Source organism: Plantactinospora sp. KLBMP9567 (assembly GCF_033446045.1).
Lineage (GTDB): Bacteria > Actinomycetota > Actinomycetes > Mycobacteriales > Micromonosporaceae > Plantactinospora.
On sequence record NZ_JAWQRR010000049.1, the window covers coordinates 12,194 to 37,725 of the forward strand.

Annotated in this window: 23 protein-coding genes and 1 pseudogene; 9 read left to right on the forward strand and 15 right to left on the reverse strand. The window is 71.9% G+C overall.

The annotated features are described in order from the left end of the window. Nucleotides 1–285: 285 nt before the first annotated feature. The 3 genes from R6Y94_RS36450 (at nt 286) to R6Y94_RS36460 (ending at nt 4,664) form a co-directional block, all read left to right on the forward strand. On the forward strand, nt 286–1,431 hold the full coding sequence (locus R6Y94_RS36450; protein ID WP_318396451.1) for a zinc-dependent alcohol dehydrogenase family protein: 1,146 nt from the start codon (nt 286–288) through the stop codon (nt 1,429–1,431). Nucleotides 1,432–1,502: 71 nt separating this feature from the next. Next, nucleotides 1,503–3,161: an FAD-dependent oxidoreductase gene (locus tag R6Y94_RS36455; RefSeq protein WP_318396395.1), complete on the forward strand. Its 1,659-nt coding sequence runs from the start codon at nt 1,503–1,505 to the stop codon at nt 3,159–3,161. A gap of 48 nt (nt 3,162–3,209) precedes the next feature. After that, nucleotides 3,210–4,664: an ATP-binding protein gene (locus tag R6Y94_RS36460; RefSeq protein ID WP_318396396.1), complete on the forward strand. Its 1,455-nt coding sequence runs from the start codon at nt 3,210–3,212 to the stop codon at nt 4,662–4,664. An 87-nt stretch (nt 4,665–4,751) separates the two neighbouring features. Here the strand turns inward: R6Y94_RS36460 and R6Y94_RS36465 are convergent, their stop codons facing one another. Continuing rightward, a complete protein-coding gene (locus tag R6Y94_RS36465) occupies nt 4,752–5,333 on the reverse strand; it encodes a sigma-70 family RNA polymerase sigma factor (protein WP_318396397.1) in 582 nt (193 codons plus the stop codon). 161 nt (nt 5,334–5,494) lie between these two features. On the opposite strand from R6Y94_RS36465, the gene R6Y94_RS36470 reads away from it, so the two are divergent. Further along, a complete protein-coding gene (locus R6Y94_RS36470) occupies nt 5,495–6,256 on the forward strand; it encodes a zf-HC2 domain-containing protein (protein ID WP_318396398.1) in 762 nt (253 codons plus the stop codon). Between the two features lie 25 nt (nt 6,257–6,281). Here R6Y94_RS36470 and R6Y94_RS36475 read toward each other — a convergent pair whose 3' ends face one another. Then, complete coding sequence (locus R6Y94_RS36475; protein ID WP_318396399.1) at nt 6,282–6,599, reverse strand: DUF6582 domain-containing protein; 318 nt, start codon at nt 6,597–6,599, stop codon at nt 6,282–6,284. 261 nt (nt 6,600–6,860) lie between these two features. Here R6Y94_RS36475 and R6Y94_RS36480 point away from each other — a divergent pair, with 261 nt between their 5' ends. The 3 genes from R6Y94_RS36480 (at nt 6,861) to R6Y94_RS36490 (ending at nt 10,285) form a co-directional block, all read left to right on the forward strand. Continuing rightward, entirely contained in the window at nt 6,861–7,856 is a 996-nt protein-coding gene (locus tag R6Y94_RS36480) for an aldo/keto reductase (RefSeq protein ID WP_318396400.1), read from the forward strand. 10 nt (nt 7,857–7,866) lie between these two features. Continuing rightward, nucleotides 7,867–8,451: a TetR family transcriptional regulator gene (locus tag R6Y94_RS36485; protein WP_318396401.1), complete on the forward strand. Its 585-nt coding sequence runs from the start codon at nt 7,867–7,869 to the stop codon at nt 8,449–8,451. A 412-nt stretch (nt 8,452–8,863) separates the two neighbouring features. Further along, on the forward strand, nt 8,864–10,285 hold the full coding sequence (locus R6Y94_RS36490) for a glycosyl hydrolase family 18 protein (protein ID WP_318396402.1): 1,422 nt from the start codon (nt 8,864–8,866) through the stop codon (nt 10,283–10,285). A gap of 153 nt (nt 10,286–10,438) precedes the next feature. Here the strand turns inward: R6Y94_RS36490 and R6Y94_RS36495 are convergent, their stop codons facing one another. Both R6Y94_RS36495 and R6Y94_RS36500 read right to left on the reverse strand, forming a co-directional pair. Beyond that, the gene (locus R6Y94_RS36495) at nt 10,439–11,014 is read right to left on the reverse strand and encodes a DUF4232 domain-containing protein (RefSeq protein WP_318396403.1); all 576 of its coding nucleotides are present in this window, start codon (nt 11,012–11,014) and stop codon (nt 10,439–10,441) included. A gap of 134 nt (nt 11,015–11,148) precedes the next feature. Beyond that, nucleotides 11,149–12,138 (reverse strand): MBL fold metallo-hydrolase, encoded by a 990-nt coding sequence (locus R6Y94_RS36500; RefSeq protein WP_318396404.1) that lies wholly within the window; start codon nt 12,136–12,138, stop codon nt 11,149–11,151. A gap of 388 nt (nt 12,139–12,526) precedes the next feature. Between R6Y94_RS36500 and R6Y94_RS36505 the strand changes: the two genes are divergently transcribed. Together R6Y94_RS36505 and R6Y94_RS36510 are read left to right on the forward strand one after the other, a co-directional pair. Continuing rightward, nucleotides 12,527–14,233 (forward strand): glycoside hydrolase family 43 protein, encoded by a 1,707-nt coding sequence (locus R6Y94_RS36505; RefSeq protein WP_318396405.1) that lies wholly within the window; start codon nt 12,527–12,529, stop codon nt 14,231–14,233. 121 nt (nt 14,234–14,354) lie between these two features. Beyond that, a complete protein-coding gene (locus tag R6Y94_RS36510; RefSeq protein ID WP_318396406.1) occupies nt 14,355–15,161 on the forward strand; it encodes an SAM-dependent methyltransferase in 807 nt (268 codons plus the stop codon). 52 nt (nt 15,162–15,213) lie between these two features. On the opposite strand, the gene R6Y94_RS36515 is transcribed toward R6Y94_RS36510, so the two are convergent. The 11 genes and pseudogenes from R6Y94_RS36515 to accB all read right to left on the reverse strand — a co-directional run bounded on the left by R6Y94_RS36515 (nt 15,214) and on the right by accB (nt 25,353). Beyond that, nucleotides 15,214–15,402 (reverse strand): DUF397 domain-containing protein, encoded by a 189-nt coding sequence (locus tag R6Y94_RS36515; RefSeq protein WP_318396407.1) that lies wholly within the window; start codon nt 15,400–15,402, stop codon nt 15,214–15,216. Then, nucleotides 15,393–15,776 carry a Scr1 family TA system antitoxin-like transcriptional regulator gene (locus R6Y94_RS36520; protein WP_318396408.1) on the reverse strand — a complete coding sequence of 128 codons (384 nt, stop codon included), beginning with the start codon at nt 15,774–15,776 and terminating at the stop codon, nt 15,393–15,395. The genes R6Y94_RS36515 and R6Y94_RS36520 overlap by 10 nt, the downstream gene beginning before the upstream one ends. Nucleotides 15,777–16,073: 297 nt before the next feature. Further along, nucleotides 16,074–17,153 (reverse strand): GDSL-type esterase/lipase family protein, encoded by a 1,080-nt coding sequence (locus R6Y94_RS36525; protein WP_318396409.1) that lies wholly within the window; start codon nt 17,151–17,153, stop codon nt 16,074–16,076. A gap of 164 nt (nt 17,154–17,317) precedes the next feature. Then, a complete protein-coding gene (locus R6Y94_RS36530) occupies nt 17,318–18,742 on the reverse strand; it encodes a BNR repeat-containing protein (protein ID WP_318396410.1) in 1,425 nt (474 codons plus the stop codon). 118 nt (nt 18,743–18,860) lie between these two features. Continuing rightward, complete coding sequence (locus R6Y94_RS36535) at nt 18,861–19,175, reverse strand: antibiotic biosynthesis monooxygenase family protein (RefSeq protein ID WP_318396411.1); 315 nt, start codon at nt 19,173–19,175, stop codon at nt 18,861–18,863. Between the two features lie 29 nt (nt 19,176–19,204). Continuing rightward, on the reverse strand, nt 19,205–20,461 hold the full coding sequence (locus R6Y94_RS36540; RefSeq protein WP_318396412.1) for a beta-ketoacyl synthase N-terminal-like domain-containing protein: 1,257 nt from the start codon (nt 20,459–20,461) through the stop codon (nt 19,205–19,207). 116 nt (nt 20,462–20,577) lie between these two features. Further along, nucleotides 20,578–21,849 carry a beta-ketoacyl-[acyl-carrier-protein] synthase family protein gene (locus R6Y94_RS36545; RefSeq protein ID WP_318396413.1) on the reverse strand — a complete coding sequence of 424 codons (1,272 nt, stop codon included), beginning with the start codon at nt 21,847–21,849 and terminating at the stop codon, nt 20,578–20,580. 197 nt (nt 21,850–22,046) lie between these two features. Further along, nucleotides 22,047–22,424, reverse strand: a pseudogene (locus R6Y94_RS36550) (cupin domain-containing protein); the annotation flags it as partial. Beyond that, nucleotides 22,417–23,244, reverse strand: coding sequence for an SRPBCC family protein (locus R6Y94_RS36555; RefSeq protein ID WP_318396414.1), 828 nt, complete (start codon nt 23,242–23,244; stop codon nt 22,417–22,419). The gene R6Y94_RS36555 and the pseudogene R6Y94_RS36550, both read right to left, overlap by 8 nt. Then, the gene (locus R6Y94_RS36560; RefSeq protein ID WP_318396415.1) at nt 23,241–24,791 is read right to left on the reverse strand and encodes an acetyl-CoA carboxylase biotin carboxylase subunit; all 1,551 of its coding nucleotides are present in this window, start codon (nt 24,789–24,791) and stop codon (nt 23,241–23,243) included. The genes R6Y94_RS36555 and R6Y94_RS36560 overlap by 4 nt, the downstream gene beginning before the upstream one ends. Before the next feature lie 19 nt (nt 24,792–24,810). Further along, on the reverse strand, nt 24,811–25,353 hold the full coding sequence (accB, locus tag R6Y94_RS36565; RefSeq protein WP_412102765.1) for an acetyl-CoA carboxylase biotin carboxyl carrier protein: 543 nt from the start codon (nt 25,351–25,353) through the stop codon (nt 24,811–24,813). Between the last annotated feature and the right edge of the window lie 179 nt (nt 25,354–25,532).

Genomic DNA, 25,532 nt, shown 5'->3' on the forward strand with positions numbered 1-25,532 from the left:
GCTGCAACCGCCCCCAGCGGACCGGATAATTGCGGTGAAAGGGTGCCGGTTGAGCGATCGTTTGGGTAGATCATCGCCAATACTAAATGTTCTCCTGATGTGTAACCACTCACCTCGATGACCCGCCGGGTCCACGTTGGCCAGACGACGAACCTTTCTCGACCTTCCCTTGCGGTCCATCCTGACCAGCGCCGCTCCTGAGTTCGACCCGGTCGAGCCGGGCCCCTGTTCGTCGCGAGCCGACGGCAGGGGCCCGGCCGGGTCCGGGGGTTCACGCGTGTGAGGATGATCGACATGCGGGCGGTGGTGTTCGAGGAGTTCGGCGGGCGGCCGGAGCTGCGTACCGTGCCCGATCCGGTGCCGAGCCCTGCGGGCGTGGTGATCGAGGTCGGGGCGACCGGGCTGTGCCGCAGCGACTGGCACGGCTGGCAGGGGCACGATCCGGACATCCGCCTGCCGCACGTGCCGGGGCACGAGTTCGCCGGTGTGATCGCGGCGGTCGGTCCGGCGGTGCACGGCTGGCGGCCCGGCGACCGGGTCACCGCCCCGTTCGTCTGCGCCTGCGGCACCTGCCCCGCCTGCCTCGCCGGGGACCAGCAGGTCTGCGAGCGGCAGACCCAGCCCGGCTTCACCCACTGGGGCTCGTACGCCGACCTCGTCGCGGTCGAGCACGCCGACGTGAACCTGGTCCGGCTCCCCGACGAGCTGAGCTTCGCCGCTGCCGCCGCGCTCGGCTGCCGGTTCGGCACCGCGTTCCGGGCGGTGGTCGCGCAGGGCCGGGTGGCCGCCGGCGAGTGGGTGGCGGTACACGGCTGCGGCGGCGTGGGACTCTCCGCGGTGATGATCGCGGTGGCCTGCGGCGCCCGGGTGGTGGCGGTCGACGTCAGCCCGGCCGCGCTGGAGCTGGCCCGCCGGTTCGGTGCCACCGCCTGCCTGGACGCCGGCACGCTGAACCTCTTTCCACCTGAACCGCCCCCGACTTCCACCTGCGGCCACGACGGACCGCAAGGGGAGATGGAAAAAGGTTCATTGCCCGGCCCGCAGGCGGTGGCCGGGGCGGTCCGCGAACTGACCGGCGGGGGCGCGCACCTGTCGCTGGACGCGCTGGGCAGCGCGCCGACCTGTGCCGGGTCGATCGAGAGCCTGCGACGCCGGGGCCGGCACGTGCAGGTCGGGCTGCTGCCGGCCGCGAAGGGGCACCCGGCGGTGCCGATGGAGCGGGTCATCGGGTACGAGTTGGAACTGCGCGGCAGCCACGGGATGGCCGCGCACGCGTACCCGGAACTGCTGGCGCTGGTCGGCGCCGGGGTGCTCCGACCGGCGGAACTGGTCACCCAGACCATCGGGCTGGCCGAGGCACCGGCGGCGCTGGCCACCCTGGACCGGCCGGCGGTCGGCGGCATCCGGCTGATCCAACCGAATCGGGACTGAACCGCCCGACGCTACCGGCGGGTCGCTATCGACGTTCGTCAAGGCCCGTTCCGGATGCTTTCATTGGTGCCATGGCGAACCCGGTGATCTTGACGGTCGACGACGACCCGGCGGTGTCGCGCGCGGTGGCCCGGGACGTACGGCGGCGCTACGGCGACCGGTACCGGGTGGTCCGCGCCTCCTCCGGCGAGGAGGCGCTGACCGCGCTGCGCGAGATCAAACTCCGGGGCGACCAGGTCGCGGTGCTGCTGGCCGACTACCGGATGCCGCAGATGAACGGCATCGAGTTCCTCGAAGCCGCCATGGACCTCTTTCCGACCGCCCGCCGGGTGCTGCTGACCGCCTACGCGGACACCAACGCGGCGATCGACGCGATCAACGTCGTCGACCTCGACCACTACCTGCTCAAGCCCTGGCATCCGCCGGAGGAGAAGCTCTATCCGGTGCTGGACAGCCTGCTGGAGGCCTGGGCAGCGACCCCGGAAGCCGCCCCGGACGAGGTACGGGTGATCGGCCACCGCTGGTCCGCGCCGTCGTTCGAGATCCGCGACTTCCTCGCCCGCAACCTGGTGCCGTACCGCTGGCTGCTGGCCGACGAGCCGGAGGGCGGGCGGCTGCTGACCGCCGCCGGAGCCGACCCGGCCGACGTGCCGGTGGTGATCACCGTGGACGGCAGCGCGCTGGTGAAGCCGACCGAGGCCGAACTGGCGGACCGGTGCGGGCTCTCCACCACCCCGGCCGCCGACTTCTACGACCTGGTGGTGGTCGGCGGTGGCCCGGCCGGGCTCGGCGCGGCGGTCTACGGCGCCTCCGAGGGATTGCGGACGGTGCTGGTCGAGCGGCAGGCGACCGGCGGCCAGGCCGGGCAGAGCAGCCGGATCGAGAACTACCTCGGCTTCCCGGACGGAGTCTCCGGATCGCAGCTCGCCGACCGGGCCCGCCGGCAGGCGCTGAAGTTCGGCGCCGAACTACTGACCGCCCGGGACGTGATCGGGCTGGAGGCGGCCGGGGCGACCCGGCTGCTCCGGTTCAGCGACGGCTCGTCGATCGCCGCCCACACGGTGGTGCTGGCCACCGGGGTCTCCTACCGGCAGCTCTCCGCACCCGGGCTGGCCGATCTGACCGGCCGGGGCGTCTTCTACGGCTCGGCGTCGACCGAGGCGCCGAACTGCGCCGGTCAGGAGGTCTACATCGTCGGCGGTGCGAACTCGGCCGGGCAGGCGGCGGTCTACTTCGCCCGGCACGCCCGCCGGGTGCACCTGCTGGTACGCGGCCCCGACCTGCACCGCTCGATGTCGCACTACCTGATCGAGCAGATCGAACGGATCGGCAACATCGAGGTGCACCCGCACTCCGAGGTGGTCGGCGGCGAGGGCACCGACCATCTGGAGCAGCTCGTCATCTGCGACAACCGGGTCGGGCAGCAGCGCACCGTGAAAGCCTCCTGGCTCTTCGTCTTCATCGGCGCCGAGCCGCGTACCGACTGGCTGGCCGACGTGGTGGCCCGCGACGCCCGGGGATACGTACTGACCGGGCTGGATCTGAGCAGCGACGGCCGGCGGCCGGCCGGGTGGTCGCTGCCCCGCGACCCGTACCCGCTGGAGTCGAGCCTGCCCGGGGTATTCGCCGCCGGGGACGTCCGGGCCGACTCGATCAAGCGGGTCGCCTCGGCCGTCGGCGAGGGTGCGATGGTGGTCTCACTGGCCCACCAGTACCTGGCGGCGCAGTGAAGCATTGTCGAGTGGAAGACGGCTCACGAACACGGATCGGGTGACGAGATGGGCGGATCGGACGAACGGCTGGCGATCGAGGAACTGCGTACGCTCTTCCTGTTCGAGTCGCTGGACGAGGAGAAGCTCGGCTACATCCACGAGCACGGCCGGGTGCAGCGGCTGCCGGCCGGGGCCGACATCTTCGTCGAGGGCGCCGAGGCGAACTGCTTCTACGTGCTGCTCGACGGCACCGTCTCGCTGATCCGGATGGTGCAGGGCGACCGGGTCGAGATCACCCGCACCGACCAGCGCGGCGTGTACGGCGGGGCGACCCAGCCGTACCTGAACGAGCAGCGGGTGCAGACCTACCTGAACGGGATGCGGGCGATCACCGAGGTGACGCTCTTCACGTTGCCGGCCGAGGTGATCAGCACGGCGATGCGGCGCTGGTTCCCGATGGCCATGCACCTGCTGGACGGGCTCTTCATCGGCATGCGGGCCACCCAGACCGTCGTCGGCGAGCGGGAACGGCTGCTGGCCCTCGGCTCGCTGTCGGCCGGGTTGACCCACGAGCTGAACAATCCGGCCGCCGCCGCCGTCCGGGCCAGCTCGGTGCTCCGGGACCGGGTCGCCGGGATGCGGCACAAGCTGGCCATGATCGCCGACGGCCGCCTCGACGGGGAGCGGCTGCAACGCCTGGTCGAACTCCAGGAGAAGGCGGTCAAGCAGGCCGTCACCGCGCCCGCCCTCTCCCCGCTGGAGACCAGCGACGCCGAGGACGCCCTGGCCGACTGGCTGGACGAGCACGACGTCACCGGCGGCTGGGACATCGCCCCGACGCTGACCGCCGGAGGCATCGACGTGCCGTGGCTGGAGCAGGTCAGCGCCGCGGTACGCCCGGACGACCTGGAACCGGCGATCCGGTGGCTGACCTACACCGTCGAGACCGAACTGCTGCTCGGCGAGATCGACGACGCGCTGAGCCGGATCACCGGGCTGGTCGGGGCGGCGAAGCAGTACTCGCAACTGGACCGGGCCCCGCACCGGACGGTCGACGTGCACGACCTGCTCGACGCCACGCTGGCGATGTTCAGCGCCAAGGTCAAGCCCGGTGTCCAGGTGGTGAAGGAGTACGACCGCAGCCTGCCGGCGATCCCGGTCTACGCCGCCGAACTCAACCAGGTGTGGACCAACCTGGTCGACAACGCGCTCTACGCGATCGGCGAGGAGGGTGTGCTGACCGTACGCACCGGGCGGGACGACGGCTCGATCGTGGTGGAGATCGTCGACACCGGACCGGGCATCCCGGCCGACGTCCGGTCCAGGATCTTCGAGCCGTTCTTCACCACCAAGCCGATCGGGGACGGCACGGGGCTGGGGCTGGACATCTCGTACCGGATCGTGGTCAACAAGCACCACGGGGACATCCGGGTCGAGTCCGAGCCGGGGCGTACCACTTTCCGGGTCTGCCTGCCGATCTCCGGGCCCGAGCCCGGCGCGGCGGAGGCCGCGCTCTCCTGATCCGGCGGCCGGCACCGCCCCCGGTTCCGGCGGGCGGACCGCACGGTCGCGCGGGCGGGTCAGCTCGTCGAGGGGAGCCGGCGGCGGTCAGCTCGTCGAGCGGAGCCGGCGGCCGGAGCCGTCGGCGCGGATGGCCTCGACCAGGTCCTCCCGGGCCCGGGCCACCCGGGACCGGATGGTGCCGACCGGGCAGTCACAGACCTCGGCCGCCTCGGCGTAGCTCAGCCCGGCCACCTGGGTGGCGACGAACGCCTCCCGGCGGTCCGGCGGCAGGTCCGCCAGCAGCCGGGCCAGTTCCACGGCGCCCTCGAAGCCGGTGCTGCCCCGGGCCAGCTCGGCATCGGCGGCGAGTTGCCAGTCCGACAGCGATGCGACCCGGGGACGGCGCATGGCGGTCCGGACGTGGTCGACGCAGGCCCGCCGGGCGATCGAGAGCAACCACGTCTTCGCCGACGACCTGGCCGCGAAGCGGGGCAGTGCGCGCATCGCCCGCAGGTAGGTCTCCTGGGCCAGATCCTCCGCCTCGCCGGCACCCACCAGGTGGGAGACGAACCGCTGCACGTCGTGCTGGGTCGCCCGGATGAAGGCCGCTGCCGCCGAGCGGTCGCCGGCCTTGGCGGCCAGCGCAAGCCTGGTGATCTCGTCGCTCTCGACGCCGGAGGGAGGCATGCCCCAAAGCTACCGGTACCGGCGGCCACCTCGAATACCCCCGGTGGGCATCTGATCGCCGAACGGGTCGATCATGCTGGTGAACCCCGGTCGAGCAGGCTCGGCTGCAGAATGCTTACCCCCGGGGGAACCGGCGGACCGTCAGGCCCGACTATGAGTGTGTGCGGTGCGAACAGTATCGAGAAGCCCTGTCGGCCCGGCTGGACGGCGAGGAGGCTCCGGTAGAGCGGGCCGGGGTGGACCGCCACCTCGCCGGCTGCGCGGAGTGCCGGAGCTGGCTGGAGAGCGCGACGGCGCTGAACAGGCTCGCCCGGACCAGTGTCGTACCGCCGCCGATGGAGATCGACGACCGGCTCCTCGCGGCCGCTCCCGGACCGGGGCGGGCCGCCCGGCTGGCCGGTACGCTCCGGGTCGCGCTCGGGGTGGTTGGCGTCGCCCAGTTCCTGCTCGGCGCGGCCCAGATCGCCGGCATCGGCGCGACCGGGCATCCGCACGGCCTCGAGGTCGTACTCGGCGGCGGCCCCGACCACCTGTGGCACGAGTCGGCAGCCTGGAACGTCGCGCTCGGCGCCGGATTCACCTGGATCGCACTTCGCCGTACCCGGCCGCTGGGCCTGGTGCCCACGCTGACCGCGTTCGTCGCCGTGCTGACCCTGCTCTCGGTCAACGACGCGATCGCCGGCCGGGTCGACCCGAACCGGATCCTCAGTCACGGGCTGATCCTGGCCGGCTATCTGATCATTCTCGGCCTGTCCCGCCCGACGATGGAATCGGGCGAGCCGCCGTCCCGACACGGGCAGCGGACCGGGCCGGGCTGGCGGGCGACGTTCGAGGAGGAGCCGGCACCGGCACCGCCGCGCCTACGGCTGGTCCGGGCCCGGCCCGGGACGACCCAGGCCCACACCCACCACCGGGCGGCCTGACCGCACCGGGCGATGCCCGCGCCGCTCAACCGCGTGAGCTGCGTCCACCGTGTGCCGGATTCGGCGTGTGCGGACGCTTGCCCAGTTGCCGCCAGTCGGACTCGGCGACCTGGATGTCGTAGTGCTTCGCCGCCGCGAGGATGTTCGCGAACGCCTGGTCCCGCTCGGCGTCGCTGACGTCGTGCGTCTGGTCGAACCGGGCGATGGCGTTGCGCACGTGCGACGCGTCGGTGAGCGGCTCCTTGCGCTTGCCGGGAAAGGCGAACGCACTGTCCGGCAGTTCCCGCGACTGCTTGCTGCTGATCACCCCGTGCTGGTCGACGGGCTTCCAGGTGGTCTTCATGGCTTCCTCCTGACCGGGGCTTCTCCGCACCCCGGCTCTCCTACCCCTGCCCCGGACCGATAACCGGCCGATCAGTCCAGCCGCGCTCGGCACTTGGGCTGACAGAGTTTGGATTCTGTCAGTTGACAGTCCATACTTGGTGAAGCGCCGGCACCCGGCCCGCCCACCGGCCAGCCTGGAGTCGCCGCATCCCGACGCCGCCGGAACCCGGCAGCCGGCCCGCCCGAAGCAGCGACCGGCAGACACGAACAGGAGCAGAACATGGAGAACCGGACACTCGGCAGCAACGGACCCACGGTCTCCGCCCTCGGCCTCGGCACGATGGGGATGTCCGACCTCTACGGGCCCGCCGACGACGCGGAGAGCGTCGCGACGATCCACGCGGCCCTGGACGCGGGGGTCACGTTGCTGGACACCGGCGACTTCTACGGCGCCGGGCACAACGAGATGCTGCTCGGGCGCGCGCTGCGCGAGCGCGCCCGCGACCAGGTCGCGATCAGTGTCAAGTTCGGCGCGCTGCGCGACCCGGAGGGCGGCTGGAACGGCATCGACGGTCGCCCCGAGGCGGTACAGAACTTCCTCGCGTACACCCTGCGCCGGCTCGACACCGACTACGTGGACGTGTACCGGCTCTCCCGGCTCGACCCGGCGGTGCCGATCGAGGAGACCGTGGGCGCGATCGCCGAGCAGGTGTCCGCCGGCCGGGTACGCCACATCGGCCTCTCCGAGGTCGGCGCGGCGACGATCCGCCGGGCGCAGGCCGTACACCCGATCGCCGACCTGCAGATCGAGTACTCGCTGCTGTCCCGGACCGTCGAGGCGGAGATCCTGCCCACCTGTCGCGAGCTGGGCATCGGCGTGACGGCGTACGGGGTGCTGTCCCGAGGGCTGCTCAGCGGGCACTGGACCGCCGACCGCCAGCTCTCCCCCGGCGACTTCCGCTCGTTCAGCCCCCGCTTCACCGGCGACAACCTCCAGGCGAACCTGCTGTTGGTGGACGCGCTGCGCGAGGTCGCGCAGGCTCGCGGGGCGACCGTGTCGCAGGTGGCGATCGCCTGGGTGCTCAGCCGGGGCAACGACATCGTGCCGCTGGTCGGGGCCAGGCGCCGGGACCGGCTGGCCGAGTCGCTCGGTGCGCTCGACCTGAAGCTCGACGCCGACGACCTGGCCGCCATCGAGCGGGCGGTACCGGTCGACTCCGCCGCCGGCGCCCGCTACGCCGCCCCCCTGATGGAGCACCTGGACAGCGAACGGTGAAATAGTGCCCATGGCCGACTCGACGCTGACCCCGGAACGGATCCTCGAAGCGGCGGAGGAGGTCCTCCGCCGCTTCGGCCCAGCCAAGGCGACCGTGGTGGACGTCGCCCGGGCACTGGGGGTGAGCCACGGCAGCGTCTACCGGCATTTCGCCAGCAAGACGGCGTTGCGCGAGGCGGTCGCCGACCGGTGGCTGGACCGGGTGCACGCGGACCTGCCGGCGGTGACCGCCAGTACCGCGCCGGCGCCCGAGCGGCTGCGGTCCTGGCTGCACACGCTGCACGGCGCGAAGCGCGTGACGGCGCTCGACGACCCTGAACTCTTCGCCACCTACATCGTGCTGGTCGGCGAGGCCAGTACGGTGATCGCCGCATCGCTGGACGGGTTGGTCGCGCAGCTCTCCCGGATCATCGCGGACGGGGTCGCCGACGGCGACTTCGCCGTCGGCGACGTGCCGCGAGCAGCCCGGGCGGTGCTGCACGCGACCGCACGGTTCCACGATCCGACGCACAGCGCCCAGTGGGCCGACCCGGAGATCGAGCAGCAGCTCGACGCCGTCTGCGACCTGCTGCTCGACGGCCTCCGGCCGCGCTGAACCGCCGCCCGGCCCGGCGTCCTCCGCCCCGGCACCGAACCTGGTAGGCACACTGTCGAGCTGCCCCGTCCATGCGCCCAGCAAGGAGCACGGCGGGCCTCGAGCCACCAGACACCCACCACGGGCCGAACCGGGTCACCGCCGGGCGACGGCGGGACGGATGCCCGCCGAGCGACGCGCAGCGGTCCCCATTCACCCGACCAGCCGAGCGACCTCGGCTCACCTGAAACGGTGCATTGACTTTATTAGTTAACTTTCCTAATGTTTCAGCAACTCAGCAACATCGATCCCGATCCCGCTTCGCCCGGTGCCGGCGCCGAACCTCGCTGCCGCCGCGCCGGTGCCGCAGCGACCCCCACCCCCACCAGGCCGGATCGAGTCGCTGAGGCGCCTGCGACAGAAGGGAACGTCGATGTCACCCACCCTGAGCGCCGAGCGGGTCCGCCCGCCGGGACGCCGCCCCGGCATCCGGTCCAGGTTGTTCACCGGAGCACTCGCGCTCGCCACCGCCGCGACCGGCACGGCCGTCGCGCTCGCACCGCTCTCCTCCGCCGAGGCCGTCGTGCTGCCCAACAACTTCAAGAGCGTCGGCTACCTGCCGAGCTGGGCCGGCGACGTCAACGCCATCCAGTACAACAAGCTGACCCACATCAACTACGCGTTCGTACTACCGAACGCGAACGGCACACTGCGGGCCGTGGAGAACCCGAGCAAGCTCTCCTCACTGGTGTCGCGGGCGCACAGCGGCAACGTCAAGGTGTCGATCGCGATCGGCGGCTGGAACAACGGGGACGACTCGGCCTTCGAGGCGCTCGCGTCCAACGCCTCCAGCCGGACCACGTTCGTGAACAGCGTGATCAGCTTCGTGACGCAGTACAACCTGGACGGTGTCGACATGGACTGGGAGTACCCGGACCCCGGCACCTCGGCAAACAACTTCACTGCACTGATGCAGCAGCTCAGTGGGCAGCTCCGCAGCCGCGGCAAGCTGCTCACCGCGGCGGTGGTCTCCGAGGGCGGTACCGTCAACGGGGTGCAACCGGCCGTCTTCGGCTACGTCGACTGGCTGAACATCATGGCGTACGACGGCGGCAGCCCGCACGCCAACTACGACTGGTCGATCAACGCGGTGAACGGCTGGAAGTCGCGCGGCCTGCCGGCCAGCAAGGCCGTGCTCGGCGTACCGTTCTACAGCCGGCCCGGCTACTACACCTACTCCGCACTGGTCGCGATGGACCCGGCCAACGCCAACCGGGACTGCACCACGGCCGGCGGGGCGCAGCAGTGCTACAACGGCATCCCGACGGTGAAGCGCAAGACCCAGTGGGCGTTGGCCAATGCCGGCGGGATGATGAACTGGGAGTTGTCCCAGGACACCAACAACGCGACCTCGCTGGTCAGTGCGATCTATGACACGGTGATGGGCGGCGGCACCCCGCCGCCGAGCGGCCGGACCGGCCAGATCACCGGCATCGGCGGCAAGTGCGTCGACGTCGCGGCGGCCTCCACCGCGAACGGCACGGCGATCCAGCTCTACGCCTGCAACGGCAGCGACGCCCAGCGCTGGACGGTCGGCACCGACGGCACTCTGCGGGCGCTCGGCAAGTGCGCCGACATCACCGCCGCCGCGACCACCAACGGCGCGAAGGTGCAGCTCTACGACTGCAACGGCACCGGCGCGCAGGTGTGGCAGGCGCAGAGTAACGGCACCCTGCGCAACCCGGCCTCGAACAAGTGCCTGGACGCCACCGACAACAGCTCGGCCGACGGCACCCGGCTACAGATCTGGGACTGCTTCGGCGGCGCCAACCAGGTCTGGCGACTTCCGGCCTGATCCCGGCACCGCATCCGGCCCGGTCGCCACAAGCGGCCGGGCCGGATGGTGTCCAGCCGGTCCTGTCCCGCGCCGCCGCAGGTTCACCGCCAGACGCTCACCACCAGACGCTCACCGCCCGACGCTCACCGCCAGACGTTCACCGCCCGACGCTCACCGCCAGACGTTCACCGCCAGCCGGCCGGTGCTGCCCAGGTCGATCCCGCCCCGCGGCGCGACGAGTTGGGCCGGTGAGCCGGGTGCGGGCGTTATCTCCAGGTAGCTCGCGTTCGTGGCCGGCTCGGTGGACTCGGTGACGGTGTTCCGCCAGAGCACCCGGGCCCTCGCCGTCTCGCCGGGCTGCAGCACCACCGGCCGGGGTGGCACGTCGTAGCTGTCCGGGCTGCTCACCGGCGCCGACCCGTTGCCGACCGTGACATCGAGCGCCCGCCGCTCCTGGTCCAGCACCCGCACCGCCGGATAACCGTCGAGCCGGTACGGAGCCGTGCCGCAGTTGCGCAGTTCGATCCCGAGTGCCCGCAGGCCGAGCGCCGGCTCCACCTCACCGGCGGTGATCAGGAAGCCGTCGGGGCACTCGACGGCGGTCGGCGCCGGATCGGCGGTCAGGGTCGGCTCCGGTATCGGCGGCCTGCTCGGCGTGCCGCACGCGGCGAGCAGCGCGGCCGTGCCGAGCAGTGTGCCGAGCCGGCGCATCCGCCCGGGGTGGGACGGCGGGATGCCGATCGTCATGCGTTGCCTTCCTGACCCCTGAGGGGTCTCGTCGAGTGCGCCGCCCGCTCCTTTCACGGTGCGGGCAGGCTGCTGAGCAGGAACGATATCAATCCCGATATCGCGGATGGCCGGGTGCGTGCACGCGGCACCGATCAGCCGAAGGTGTAGCCGGTCAGGTACTCCGGAACGACGATCCGGCTCCTCGGCGCCGCTCTCCGGATCGCCGTGAGCATCGCCTCGAACCGCGGCCGGTCGGCCGGCGCGATCGGCGGCGGATTCCGCAACTCGGTCTCGAAGTTGTCCCAGTGCACCGGCACCACGATCTCCGGATAGTCCAGCGCCGCGAGCAGCCGGGGCAGGTACTCGTGGGTGGAGGTGCTGGCGGCCATCGCGATCATCGCGATGTCGGGCCGCAGCCCGGTCACGTTGCGTTCCACGAAGTCGCTGGCGCCCATGAAGAAGACCGCCGGACCGTCCTTGACGGTCACCTGGAAGGCGAGGGTGTCGCCCTCCGGCAGGTCGGCGACGGTGGCGGGCTTCGGCGGCCGGCTCAGTCGCACTCCGGGGATGCCGATCGAGTACGCCGCGTTCCGGCTGTGCAGCGAGGCGACCACCTCGACGGTGTAGTCGGCGAAGTCGAGCACCTCACCGCCCTTCACCAGCCCCAGTTGCCCGGACGGGATACCGGAGGCCAGGCCGAGCTGGTACGTCGTCATGGTGCCGAGCACCCGCGCCCCGGTCGTGGTCGCGATGTGCGGTACGTCGTTGAAGTGGTCCCAGTGCGAGTGGGTGACCAGTACCGTCTCGGGCCGGCCCACGTGTTCGTCGACGGCGGCGGTGGCCACGGTCAGCGGGGTGGCCAGGTCCGCCCCGCCCTCGAAGAGCCCGGTCCTGTACCGGCTCAGGTACGGGTCGACCAGTACCGTCCGGGTGCCGATGTCGATCCGCCAGCCGGCCGTACCGAACCAGCGGAACGTCGCACCGGCACCCCGCGATCTGGTACGGCCGGCCGGAGCCGGGCGTGGCGCGGCGACGGCGGCTGTCCCGAGTCCCGGCGAGGCGGTGGCGGCGAGCCCGGTCGCGGCGGCACCGACGGCGGCGGTCCGGAGCAGGCCCCGGCGGTCGAGTCGAGTTTCGGGCATGAGTTTCCCCTCCGATCGGGCCCGACCGGGTGTGTGCGCCTGAGCAGCGCCGGCACGCCCCGGTCCGGCGGTCGAGTGCGGAAACCCAATCACCGGCCGGCCCTCGCCGTCCAAGACCATCGGGGCGATCTGCCGATATCCTTTTTGATATCAGCACTGGTAGCGGCGGTACGGAGCGCCGTCGCCGGCTCGGACGGTCGTCGGAGGGACACACCGATCCGGCCCGCCCGGCCGGCCCCGGAACGGGTTGCTCGGCGATCCCTCCGGACCGGCCCGCCGCGACCGGGGTCGCACCGGCGGGATCCCGATCCCCATTCCCGGATGTTGATGTGCATGATTGCGGTTGGCTGACGCCGGACGAGGGCTCCGGCCACGGGGAAGGGACGACATGACATCCGCGAGAACAGAGCCGGGGGCCGTGCTGCGCGAGCAGGGCCTGATCCGCAATCCGGTGTTGCCGGGCTTCCACCCGGATCCCTGCATCCTGCGGGTCGGTTCCGACTACTACATCGCGACCTCGACCTTCGAGTGGTATCCAGGGGTACGCCTGCACCACTCCACCGACCTGGTGCACTGGCGGCCGCTCGGCGGCATCCTCACCGAGCGCCGGCTGCTCGACCTCGGCGGTGCCGGCGACTCGGCCGGGGTCTGGGCGCCCGACCTGAGCTATCGGGACGGTGTGTTCTATCTCGTCTTCACCGACGTGTCGAGCTTCGCCGGGGGCTACTGGGACTCGCAGAACTACCTGACCACCGCCACGGACCTGGCCGGGCCGTGGTCCGACCCGGTGGCGCTGCACGCGCGCGGCTTCGACCCGTCGATGTTCCACGACGAGGACGGCAGCAGTTGGCTGCTCTCCATGGCCGCCGACTGGCGCCCGGGGCGGAACCGGTTCGCCGGCATCCAGCTCCAGCGGTACGACCGGGCGGCCGGCCGGCTCGTCGGCGAGGAGCGAATGATCTTCGAGGGTACCGCCGCCGGGCTGACCGAGGCGCCGCGCGTCTATCGCAAGGACGGCTGGTACTACCTGGTCACCGCCGAGGGCGGCACCAGTTGGACGCATCAGGTCACCGTCGCCCGGTCACGGGCGCTGACCGGCCCTTACCAGGTGGCGCCCGGTGGACCGCTGCTCACCTCCGCCGGGCGCCCGGACCTGGAGTTGCAGAAGGCCGGGCACGGCAGCCTGGTGTGCACGCCGGACGGGCAGTGGTTCATGGCTCACCTGGTGGCCCGGCCGTACTCCCCGCTGGGCCGGTGCGTGCTCGGGCGGGAGACCGCAATCCAGTCGGTGACCTGGGACGAGGCCGGTTGGCCACGCATCGACGGTGGCGTTCCGGCCGAGACCGTTCCGGCACCGGTCGGAACGACGGCAGCAGGCCAGCGGCCGGAGGGGACCGCCGGGGACCGGTCCGAGGGGTACGTGGCGCGCGACGACTTCGACGCTCCGGTGCTGGGAGCCGACTGGTCGACCCTGCGCCGCCCGGCCACCCCCGACTGGGTACGGCTCGACGCCCGCCCGTCGCATCTGCGCGTCTACGGCGGGCAGTCCCCGGTGGGCCGGCAGCGCCCGAGCATCGTCGCCCGCCGGGTGACCGCCAAACACTGCGTGCTCGACGCCACCATGGAGTTCCGGCCGCGCACCTTCCGGCAGCTCGCCGGCATCACGGCGTACTACAACAGCGGCAACTGGCACTACCTCTACCTGAGCGTGGACGACGATGGCCGTCGGGTGCTGGACGTGCTCTCCTGCGACACCGGTCGGCTGGTCGAGCACCCCGGCTGCCGCGTCGACGCGACCGGAGCCGACCGGGTACGGCTGCGCGTGCAGCTCGACGGCCCGCTCGTCACGTTCGGCTACTCGTTCGTCTCCACATCGGAGGGAGCCGAGCCCGGCGACGAGTGGCAGGGACTCCCCGTCGCACTGGACGCGACGATCCTCTCCGACGAGTACACGTCGAGGAGCACCGGCGAGGGCGAGCCGGAGGCGTGGGGTTTCACCGGCGCCTTCGTCGGGCTCTGGGTGCAGGATCTGGGTGCCGACGGGGCGTACGCCGACTTCGACGTGGCGACGTACCGGACGGTCGAGCCTGGCTGATCCGCGCATCCGGCCCGCGCGCCGTCCGTCCACGATGGTCAGAGACCCCACAGAGGGAGCTACCGGACTTCCTATAGGATCCCACGGGACACACGGATGTGACCTTCCGGAAGAAGGATTCATGGCGGACCAGGGACGGCCGGCTTCTCCCGGCGTCGACACCTCGAAACCGAGCATCGCGCGCGCCTACGACGTGGTGCTCGGCGGTAAGGACAACTTCGCGATCGACCGCGCGGTGGTCGGCGAGATGCTGAAGATCGTGCCGCAGCTTCCGGAGGTGGCGGCCTACAACCGGCAGATCCTCAGCCGAGGGGTCCGCTATCTGGTGGAAGAGGCCGGGATCCGGCAGTTCATGGATCTGGGTTCCGGGCTGCCGACCCGGGAGAACACCCATCAGGTGGCACAGCGGTCGGCGCCCGACGCCCGGGTCGTCTACGTCGACAACGATCCGATCGTGCTGGCCCACGGCCGGGCCCTGCTGGTGGAGAACGAGAACACCACCGTGGTCACGGCCGACCTGCGGGACCCCAAGTCCGTGCTGGCCGACCCCGAGGTGCGCCGTCTCATCGACTTCTCCCAGCCGGTCGGCGTGCTGCTCGTCGGCATCCTGCACCACCTGCACGACAGCGAGGACCCGAAGGGCGTCGCCCAGGCGTACATGGACGCGGTGCCCTCCGGCAGTCACCTCTTCATGACCAGCTTCTGCGCGTCCTTCCCGGAAGCGGCCGAGCTTGAGGAGACGTACCTCAGCGTGCTCGGCACCGGCCGGTTCCGGACGCTGGAGGAGCTTCAGGGGTTCTTCGGCGATCTTGAGATGGTCGAGCCGGGTCTGGTGCCGCTGCCGGAATGGCGGCCGGAGACTCCCGTCGACCACGATCTCACGGTGGCCGAGCTGCTGATGGCCGGTGGCATCGGCCGGAAGCGCTGATCCTCGGCGGAAACGCCGGCCGGGACGGGTGACCGGCGCACCTCCGGTGCGGTCAGCGCGTCGACAGGCCCTGGACGAAGCCGCGCCACGCCGCCGACCCGAACACCAGCGCCGGTCCCTGCGGGTCCTTGCTGTCCCGTACGCCGACCACCCCGGGCAGGTTGCGGGCCACCTCCACGCAGTTGCCGCCATTGTTGCCGCTGCGAGTGCTCTTGCGCCAGACGGCGCCGGTCAGCTCCATGACGTCGCTACCTTCTTGATCAGCTCTAGTGACTGGTCCACCGGGAGCGCGTAGCCCCGGATCTGCTCCCATCTTCCGACGAGGGTAGCAATCTCGTCGGCCCCGTCGACGATTCGCGCGGCGAGCTGGTTGTCCGCGTGACCCACCCGCCGGTTGTCCGGCAGGTCGGCCAGCGTGAACGGCCCGCCGTAGCCGGGATACATGCCGACCCGGGTCGGCACCACCTGGAGCTGGGGCCGGAACGCCCGGCTGGCGGCCCCGCCGGCCGCCCGGTCGCGACATGCCGGACGCGTGCCGAGCTGAATGGGCCGTGCCCGGCACGGTGACGGCAGCGGCCGAACTCTGCTGCCTGATAGGAGTACGGACCGGCTCACCGCCCGGGGCGGCCCGACTCATGGTGTTGCGCCGGTACGCGAGCTTCCGGGGACTGCCCGATTCCTCGATTGGATCCCACCAGACTGAAGCACCTTCCACCTGAACCGACATCAACTCCGGCCATGACGGACCGCACGGGGAGGTCGAAGGGGTTCACTGGTGAACGGCTCGCACGAACGACCCACCTGCCCCGGGTCCTGCCCGGGACAGGTGGGTCGGGTCGAGACGCCGGCGGTCGCGATCGACACGGTTCGGATGAACAGTCCGGAACCGGTGCGCGGCGCCTCGCGCTGCGGTCAGCTCGCGACGCAGCTCGGCGTCAGACCGGCGCCAGTGCCGGTGCCCTGGAAGCCGAACTCCGTCGACTGGCCGGCGGCGATCCGTCCGTTGTAGCTCACGTTGGTGAACTGGACGGCACCGCTGCTGCCGCTGCGCTGGGTGTTCCAGGCGTTGGTGATCGTGGTGCCGGACGGCAGGGTGGCGTCGACCGTCCAGCCGGTGGTGCCGGCGGAGCCGGCGGTGACCCGTACCGTCGCGACGAAGCCGCCGTTCCAGGAGTTCAGCGAGACCGATGCGGTGCAGCCGGCCGGCGGGTTCGTCGGCGGGGTGCTGGGACCGCCGGTCGGCGGGGTGCTGGGGGTGGCTGTGGGGGTCGGGGTGGTGCCGCCGTCGGTGAGGCTGCCGGGCACCGCCAGCAGGGCGTTGTACCAGGTGGTGGCCATCTTGCTGTAGCCGGTCGCGTTGGGGTGCACGCCGTCGGCCAGGTCGGCGGCGGTCAGCGCGGCGTACATGTCGACCAGGTGGACCTGCCGGCCGGCGTTCGCCCGGGTCTGCACGATCTGCGGGATGGCCGCGTTGAAGCTGCGCACCTGGGCGTCGGTGCTCGCGGACCCGGCCGGGACGATGGTGGCGACGAACAGCTTCGCCTCCGGCGCGGTGGTGGTGATCCGGTCGATCAGCGCGGCCAGCCGGTTCGGGGCGTTGGGCAGGTCGCGGTTCTGGAAGATGTCGTTGGTGCCGATGTGCAGCAGGATGGTGCGCGGCTGGTAGGTGTCGAGCCAGTTGACGATGTTGGCGTCGATCTGGTCGATCCGCCAGCCGGAATGGCCCTCGTGGTCACGGTCGCCCAGGCTCGCCGGGCCGTTGGCCTGGGAACCGACGAAGTCGACGGTGTAACCACCGGCGACCACCTTCTGCCAGAGGTCGATCCGGTATCCGCCCGGCACGTTGAAGCCGTCGGTTATCGAGTCGCCGAGTGGCAGTACCGGGACCCCGGCAGCCGCCTCCACCCGATGGCCGGTGTGCAGCAGGATCGCCACGGTCGCCAGTACGGCCGCCAGCAGCGCACCGGCACACCGGCGCATGGTCGCCGACATGGGTACCCACCTCCAATGCATCCATCACCTTCGATCAGATCCATTGAATGTGCCGACGTGCGCACCCCGACGGTCGGGCGCACGCCGCAGCGGCGAACGCGCCGTCAGGTGCGCCGAACGGGCGAGCGGCGGGTCACGGCCGCTGCCGACGCCCCTGCGCCGTGTCAGCCGAGCCGGAAGTCGACCACCCGGATCGGGGACGGCGTGGTGCCGCTGGAGGCGCGCTGGTAGAGGATCGACAGCACCCCGTCGCTCTCCACCCGGGTCCGGTCCACGATCACCTCGCCGAAGGCGTTCAACCCGGCGCCGTCGAAGCGTACGGTCCAGTCGGTGTAGCCGCTGGCCCGGCTGGCGGTGACGATCCGGCCGTACGGCAGCACGACATAGGCGTTGTCGGCGGCGTCGAGCACGATCTGGGAACGGCCGGTCGCGTTCAACGGCACCGGGATCTCCGTCTTGCGCCAGGTCCCGAACGAGTCGCGGAACAGGTGGAAGGCCCGGCCGTTGGCCCGGCGTGCCGAGGCGTACGAGGTGACGCACGAGGTGAACCGGCCGGGTACGTAGCTGATGATCACGTGCGGGTTGCCGGTCGAGTCGACGTCCTGGCTCTCCTGGTTGATCAGCCCGTAGTTCGGCGGCAGCGGGTCGACCACCAGCCCCGGACTGGTGATCGACACCAGGTTGCCGGAGTTTGTGGTCCCGACGGCCGCTCCGGCATTGTTGCGCCAGGTCCGTCCCTGGTCATCGCTGTAGACGTACCCGGTGTCGTGGTTGGTCAGGCCACCGCTGTTGCAGGTGACCGCAGAGTTGCCCTCCCGCCAGGTGAACGCGGCGTGCAGCCGGCCACCCGGACCGTAGGTCAGCCCGTGCAGGTACATGTTCCGGGTGGTGCTGGTGGCGCCGTTCGCGCTGTACGAGCCGGTCGCCGACTGCCAGCGGCCGAGCCGGCGCCAGGTGGAGCCGTCGTACTCGGCGAGTTCGTTGGTGCCGTCGCCGGAGCGCCCGGTCCGGTAGCTGAACTGGAGCCGGTTGCCGGGCGCGACCCGGAACTGCGGGTACGTCATCGCGCCCAACCCGACCCCGTCCAGGCTGCGCTGCACCGCACCGAACCGGCTGGCCAGCCAGCTCCGGGAGCCCGGCGCGGAGACCAGCCCGGCCTCGGACTTGACGTAGTAGATCTCGCTGTCGTGGGTGTCCATCGCGACGTGCAGCCGGCCGTCGCCCGCCGAGATGCCGAGCGCGATGGAGTTGTGCGAGTCGTCGGTGGTCAGCCGGTGCGGCAACTGGAGGGTCTGCCACGCGCCGGACGGCAGTTGCCGGCGGGCGAGGACGGCGTTGCGGGTCGAGGTGTACCAGGCCGCGTACTGGTAGCCGGCGTGGCTGACGATGCCGTCGCCGTACGAGTTGTTGTTGACCAGTCCGTCGTAGGAGACGAAGTAGAGCGCGGTCGGGTCGAGCTGGGTGTCGCCGAGCCGGGTCACGCCCGGGGCCGCCGCGACCGCCGGCCCCGGCGGGACCACCGCCGCGACGGCGACCCCGAGGACGAGTGACGCCGCCAACGCGGCCCGGCGGGACGACGGGACGGGCATGGCTTCTCCTCGCGCCGGGCGCCACCGGGCGCTCCCAGATGAATGGATTCAACTTACATCCGCATCCATCGATCTGAAAGCCACCGGTCACGCCACCCGGCGCGAGGGTTGGCCGGCGTCAGCGGCGGCCGGCCGAGGTCTCCTCCCGGACCACGAACCGGATCGACCTGGCCTCGGTGATGCAGGCGCGCAGCGGTGCGGCCAGCTCACGGTGTCCGGGGCTGCGCTCCCACGCCTCGAAGTGGGCCAGCGACTCCCACTCGCTGGTGATCAGCCACTGCTCGGAATCGCTCGACGCCTCGCAGACCTGGTCCACCAGATGCCCCGGCACGCCTTCGGCGACCTGGTAACGGATCTGCTCGTACGCCTTCAGAAAGTCCTCGGTGCGCTCGCGCGGCACCCGGATCAGGAACAACACCCTGGCCTTCGACATCCCGGTCCTCCTCTGCAAGCTCCCCCGGCCTACACCGGACCGCGCCGGACCACCACGGCGCTGTTGAAACCGTCAAATCCGCGCGCCCCGACCAGCGCCACGTCCACCCGCCGCGATCCGGACTCCCGGACGAAGTCCAGCTCGCAACCGGGCGCCGGACGGTCCAGCCCGGCGGTCGGCGGCAGCATCCGGTGCCGGATGCCGAGCAGCGCGGTCGCCACGTCCAGCGCCGATCCGCCCTGGTGTGCCCGGCCGGTCAGCGGCTTCTGCGTGGTCACCGGCGGCGGCCGCGTCCCGAACACCGCCCGCAGCGCCTCGGCCTCGCTGCGGTCGTAGCGGGGCACGCCGAGCGCGTCCGGAAAGACGACGTCGACCTCGGCCGGCGCCACCCCGGCCCGGTCGAGGGCGAGCCGGATCGCCCGGGCGTACTGCACCGGGTCTCCGGCGGCGAGCCGGTCGGTGTGCCGGGCGTCGTGACTGGCACCCCAGCCGGCCACCTCGGCATAGCCGGGCACCCCCCGGGCCCGGGCGTGCGCCAGGTCCTCCACCACGAAGATCGCTCCGCCCTCCCCCGGTACGTAGCCGCTGGCCGCCACGTCGAACGGCCGGTACGCCAACGCCGGCTCCGGGCAGGTGCTCAGCAGTCCGCTCCGCATCTGGCAGGTCAGCGCGTACGGGCTCAGCGGGCACTCGGTGCCGCCGGCCAGCACCACCGGAGTGCCACGCCGGACCATCCGTACCGCGTGCGCCAGGCTGTCCAGCCCACCGGCCGACTCGGCGGCCAGCACCCCGCACGGGCCCTTGAACTGGTGCCGGATCGAGAGCTGACCGACGCTCGCCGCGTAGAACCAGGCGATCGACTGGTACGCCCCGACGGTCCGGGCCGGGCCGCGCCAGAGCCGTTGCAGCTCCCGCTGCCCGAAGAGGTTGCCGCCGGAGGAACTGGCCAGGGTCACCGCGTACCCGTAGGGATCGTCGGCCGTCTCCGGCAGTCCGGCGTCGGCGAGCGCGAGCCGGGCCGCCGCGAACCCCAGGTGCGTCCACCGGTCGGTCTGCACCAACTGCCGGTTGTCGGCGTAGTGCAGCGCGTCGAAGTCGGTCACCTCGCCGGCCAGCCGGCTGGGATAGCGCTCCGGGTCGAAGAGGGTGATCGGGCGGATCCGGTTCTGCCCGGCCAGCACACACTTCCAGTGCGCGTCGGCGCCGATCCCGCTCGGCGCCACCACGCCGATCCCGGTGACCACCGCCCGCCGCCGCTCCCCGCCCCCGTCCACCCGATCGGTCACCGATCCGCTCCGATCCGCCCGGCAAGTCGTCGGCCCGGCGTTGTCCGCTCCGCCGGTCACCACTGCGGCGCCATCCACCGCGCGGGTCGTCGATCCGGCGCCATCCGCCCCGCCGGTCACCGGTCCGGCCCGTCGAAGCGGGTGAAGACCATCGCCGACTGGAATCCGCCGAAGCCGCTGCCGACGGAGAGCGCCACCCGCACCGGCAGTTCCCGGGCGGTGTTCGGCGTGTAGTCCAGGTCGCACTCGGCGTCCCGGTTGGCCCAGTTCGCGGTCGGCGGCACCACGCCGTGCTCGATCGCCAGCGCGCAGGCCGCCATCTCGATCGCGCCGATCGCCCCGAGCGAGTGCCCGACCATCGACTTGATCGAGCTGATCGGCACCCGGTACGCCGCGGCACCCAGCGCACGTTTGAAGGCGGCCGTCTCGTGCCGGTCGTTCTGCCGGGTGCCCGAGCCGTGCGCGCTGACGTACGACACGTCCGCCGAATCGCACCGGGCCTGCGCCATCGCGTCGTTGATGGCCAGCGCCATCTCGACGCCGTCCGGACGCAGCCCGGTCATGTGGTAGCCGTTGCTCCGGTTGGCGTATCCGGCGGCCTCGCAGTAGACCCGCGCCCCGCGCCGTTGGGCGTGCTCCGCCTCCTCCAGGACCAGCACGGCGGCGCCCTCGGCGAGTACGAACCCGTGCCGGTCCCGGTCGAACGGCCGCGAGGCGTGCGCCGGATCGTCGTTGTCCGGCGTGGTCGCCTTGATCGCGTCGAACGAGGCGACCGTGACCGGGGAGATCGGACTGTCCGAAGCGCCGGCCAGCACCACGTCCGCCTCGCCGTCCTCGATGAGCTGCTGGCCGTAGCCGATCGCGTCGATCCCGGAGGTGCAGCCGGTGGAGACCACCTGGGCCGGACCGTGCGTACCGTGCCGGCAGGCGACGTCGGCGGCGAGGCTGCTCGGCATCAGCGCCTGGTAGAGGAACGGGCCGGCCCGGTTCGGGTCCACCAGCCAGTCCGCACCGGAGTCGCTGACCTGCACGTACTCTCGCTCCAGCAGCATGGTGCCGCCTACCGCCGAGCCGAGCACCACTCCGGTGCGCTCCCGCGTCGCGTCGGTCAGCTCCAGCCCACTGTCCGCCAGCGCCTCGATCGACGCGGCCAGCGCGAACTGGACGTACCGGTCGGCGCGCTGTCGCTCCGCGACGCCGAGGCCGGCCCGGACCGGATCGAAGTCGCACTCGGCGGCCACCTGGGAGCGGAACGGCGACGGGTCGAAGAAGCTGATCCGGCGGGTCGCCGTGCGCCCGGTGGTGATGGTCGCCCAGAACTCGTCCCGGGTCGCCCCGCCCGGCGCGACCACTCCGATCCCGGTCACCACGCTGCGGCGCCGGGTCACGGCCCGGCCTCCGGGCCGGCGGCCACCGCGCCCGCCGCCGCCCGGTCCGCGCCGTCGGGCCGTGCTACCCGTTCCGCGCCACTCGGGTGTAGCACCCGGTCCGCGCCGTCCGGCCGTACCACCCGGTCCGCGCCGTCCGGCCGTGCCGCCGGGACACCGGCCCCGGGCCGACCGGCCGCCGGGTCGGTGCTGGACGGTTCGGTGTCGACGTGTCCGAGTTCCGGGCGCGGGGCCAGCGGACCGAGCTGGAAGACCACCTCGGCGGGTTCGTCGGCCACGTTGCGCAGCCGGTGCCGGACGTTCACCGCCACGTACAGCGCCTCCCCGGTGCCGACCGGCACCGGCTCGTCGTCCAGGTCCACCACGATCGCGCCCCGAGCGACGTAGAGGAACTCCTCGCTGTACGGGTGGTAGTGCTCGGCGATCCGCTCGCCGGGGGCGAGGTTCGCCACCCCGAGGAAGCCCGAGCCGCTGCCCACAGTGCGGGGGCCGAGCAGTACCCGGATTTCGCCACCTCGGCGGCGGTCCGGGGCGATGTCGCGGGCGGCCACCAACCGGCGGCCCGGCTCACTCATCGCCGGCCCCGGCGGTCGACGCGGCCGGTGCCGGCGCGGTCGCCTCCAGCTCGGCGGCGATCCGCTCGATCCGGTCCCGGATGATGTCCAACTGGACCCGGCTGTTCGCGTTGATCCGGTCGGTCATCTGGGCGGTGGTCACCGGCGCCGTCGGACGCATCTCGAAATCCTGGGTCCAGGTCATCCGGGTGCCGCCCGGCACCTCGGCGTAGCGCCAGTGGATCCGCATGTACTCGAACGGTCCAGTCTCGACCCGGTGTGCGTGCACCTCCCGGCGCACCGGATCGGCGGTACGCTCGCTGACCCAGCTCCAGGTGACCCCGTTCTCGTCGGGATACATGGTCAACCGGAACCGTAGGGTGTCGCCGCGCCGCTCGATGATCTCCACCGACTGGTACTCGGTGAACAGCCCGGTCCAGCCCGCGACGTCGTTGGTCAGCTCCCACACGAGCGGCAACGGGGCCGCGATCAGCACATCGTTCTCGGTGTGGCCCGGCCGGCCCGCCCCGGACGCGGGAGCCGCTGCCGGCTCGTACTGGTGGGCCACCAGCTCGGCGACCTCCGCGATGCTGAGCCGCCCGGCCTCCTCGGGAAGCTGGACCCGGTAGCGGTCCGCCACCACCGCCTGCAGTTCGAGCAGCGCCAGCGAGTCCATGCCGAGTTCCTCCAGCGAGGCGCTCGGCGCGGCGGCCGCGGCGTCGGCGTCCAGCCCGCAGTGCCGGACCAGGATCGCGGTGATCTCCGCCGCCGTCACCGGCCCCGGAACCGGCTCCCGCTGGGTCGGCCCGGGTGATGTCGGTTCCTCGTGCCTCACACTCATCTGCTCCTCCTCGGATGGTTGGCGGTCGTGGGTAGGGCGCTCCGCGCGACGGCAGGGGCGGCCGAAACGGCAGCGGCGGCGGCTTCGGGAACGGCAGGGGCAGGAACGGGTGAGGCTTCAGGAACCGCAGAGGCTTCAGGAACGTTGGGGGCTTCGGGGAGGGCGGAACCGGACCGGATCGGATCGGACGGCGATTCGGCGGTGCCGAGCAGCCGGTCGACCAGACCGGTCGAGTACCTCCCCTTCCGGAAGCCCGCGTCATCGAGTACCCGGCGCAGGAACGGGATGGTGGTGCGTACGCCGGGCCCCTCGATGTCGAACTCGTGCAGCGCCCGTTCCATCCGGCCGAGCGCCAGATCCCGGTCCGGTGCCCAGACCACCACCTTGGCGAGCAGTGAGTCGTAGTACGGCCCCACCAGGTAGCCGGGGTAGCCGTGCGTGTCCACCCGGGTGAACGGTCCGCTCGGCGGGACGAACCTGCTCAACCGACCGGGGGTTGGCGCAAACCCCCGGTCGGGGTCCTCGACGTTGACCCGGCACTCCACCGCGACCCCGGAGATCCGGACGTCCTCCTGGCGGAGCCGCAGCGGCACCCCGGCCGCGATGTGCAACTGCTCGTGCACCAGGTCGACCCCGCTGATCATCTCGGTGACCGGATGTTCGACCTGGATCCGGCAGTTGACCTCGATGAACGAGAACCGTTCGGCGTCGTCGACCAAAAACTCGAAGGTCCCGGCCCCGGTGTACCCGGCGCGCAGCGCGCCGCCCAGCGCGGACTCGGCGAGTGCGTCGAGGGTACTGGCCGACAGTGCGGGCGCCGGGCCCTCCTCGACCAGCTTCTGGTGCCGCCGCTGCACCGAACAGTCCCGGGTGCCCAGGTGTACGCCGTTGCCATACCCGTCACAGAGCACCTGCACCTCGACGTGCCGGGCCTGGACGAGATACCGCTCGAGGTAGACCCGGTCGTCGCCGAAGACCGCCTGCGCGGCGATCCTGGTCCGCTCGTACGCCGCGCCGAACTCGTCGGCCGACCAGACCACCGTCATCCCGCGTCCACCGCCTCCGGCGGCACACTTGATGATCACGGGATAGCCGATCTCGTCGGCGACATCGCGCGCCCTCGCCGCCGTCTCGACGGTCGCCAGGCTGCCCGGTGGCAGCGGCAGCCCGGCCTCCCACATCAGCGCCCGGGCTCGCGCCTTGTCGCCGAGTGCGAGCATCACCTCCGGCGACGGTCCGATGAAGACGAGCCCGTTGTCGGCGCAGATCTCGGCGAAGTCGGCGTCCTCGGAGAGGAACCCGTAACCCGGGTGCACGGCCTGTGCTCCGGTCCGGCGGGCCGCCTCGACGATGGCGGCGGCGTTGCGGTAGCTCTGCCGGGCCTCCGGCGGCCCGATGCAGACCGCCTCGTCGGCCAGCCGGACGACGGCCGACTCCCGGTCCGCGACCGAGTACACCGCCACGGTGCGTACGCCCAGCTCACGGCAGGCTCGGGCCACCCGGAGCGCGATCTCGCCGCGATTGGCGATCAGGATTTTCTCGAACATCGCCGCACCGTCCTGGAAGTCACGCGGGTAGCAGGGCGATCAGTGGCTGCCCGAACTCGACCGGCTCGCCGTCCCGGACGAGCACCTCGGCGACCCGGCCGGCCTGGTCGGCGACCACCTCGTTCATCAGCTTCATCGCCTCGACGATGCAGACCACCTGACCGGGCTCCACCTTGTCCCCGACCTCGACGAACGGAGCACCGCCGGGTTCGGCGGCCCGGTAGCAGGTGCCGACCATCGGCGCGACGACGGTCCGGCGGCCGTCACCGTCGGCCACCCCATCGACGCCGCCGGTCGACGCGGTACGGGTGGCGGCGTCCGCCGGGGCGTGGCCGGGTGCGCCGGCCGGTCCCGGCGAACCGGGTACGCCGTGCCACTCGATCTCCAGCACGGTGTCGCCGCTACGCAGGTGGATCCGGCGTACGGGTCCGGCCGTCTCGGCCAGCAACCGGCCCGCCTGCCGGCGCAGTGCGGCAAGTTCCGTGCCCCGGTCGAGCGGCACGGCCGGTTCCGTCCGCCGGTCAGCGGGCACTGGCGGTTCCGCCCCCCGGTCGGCCGGCACGGACGGTTCCGTGCCCCGGTCGGACTGCGCGGTGGCGTCGCCCGGGTCCCGCGCGCCGTCCGGGGGGTCCGGGCGTACCGGCCGGCTGTCCGGGACGTCCGGCCCTGGCACGCGTCCGTCGCCGGTGCACCGCTCTCCCGCTGCCGGTCGCGCCGGTCCGGCCGGGCCCGGCTGTTCGG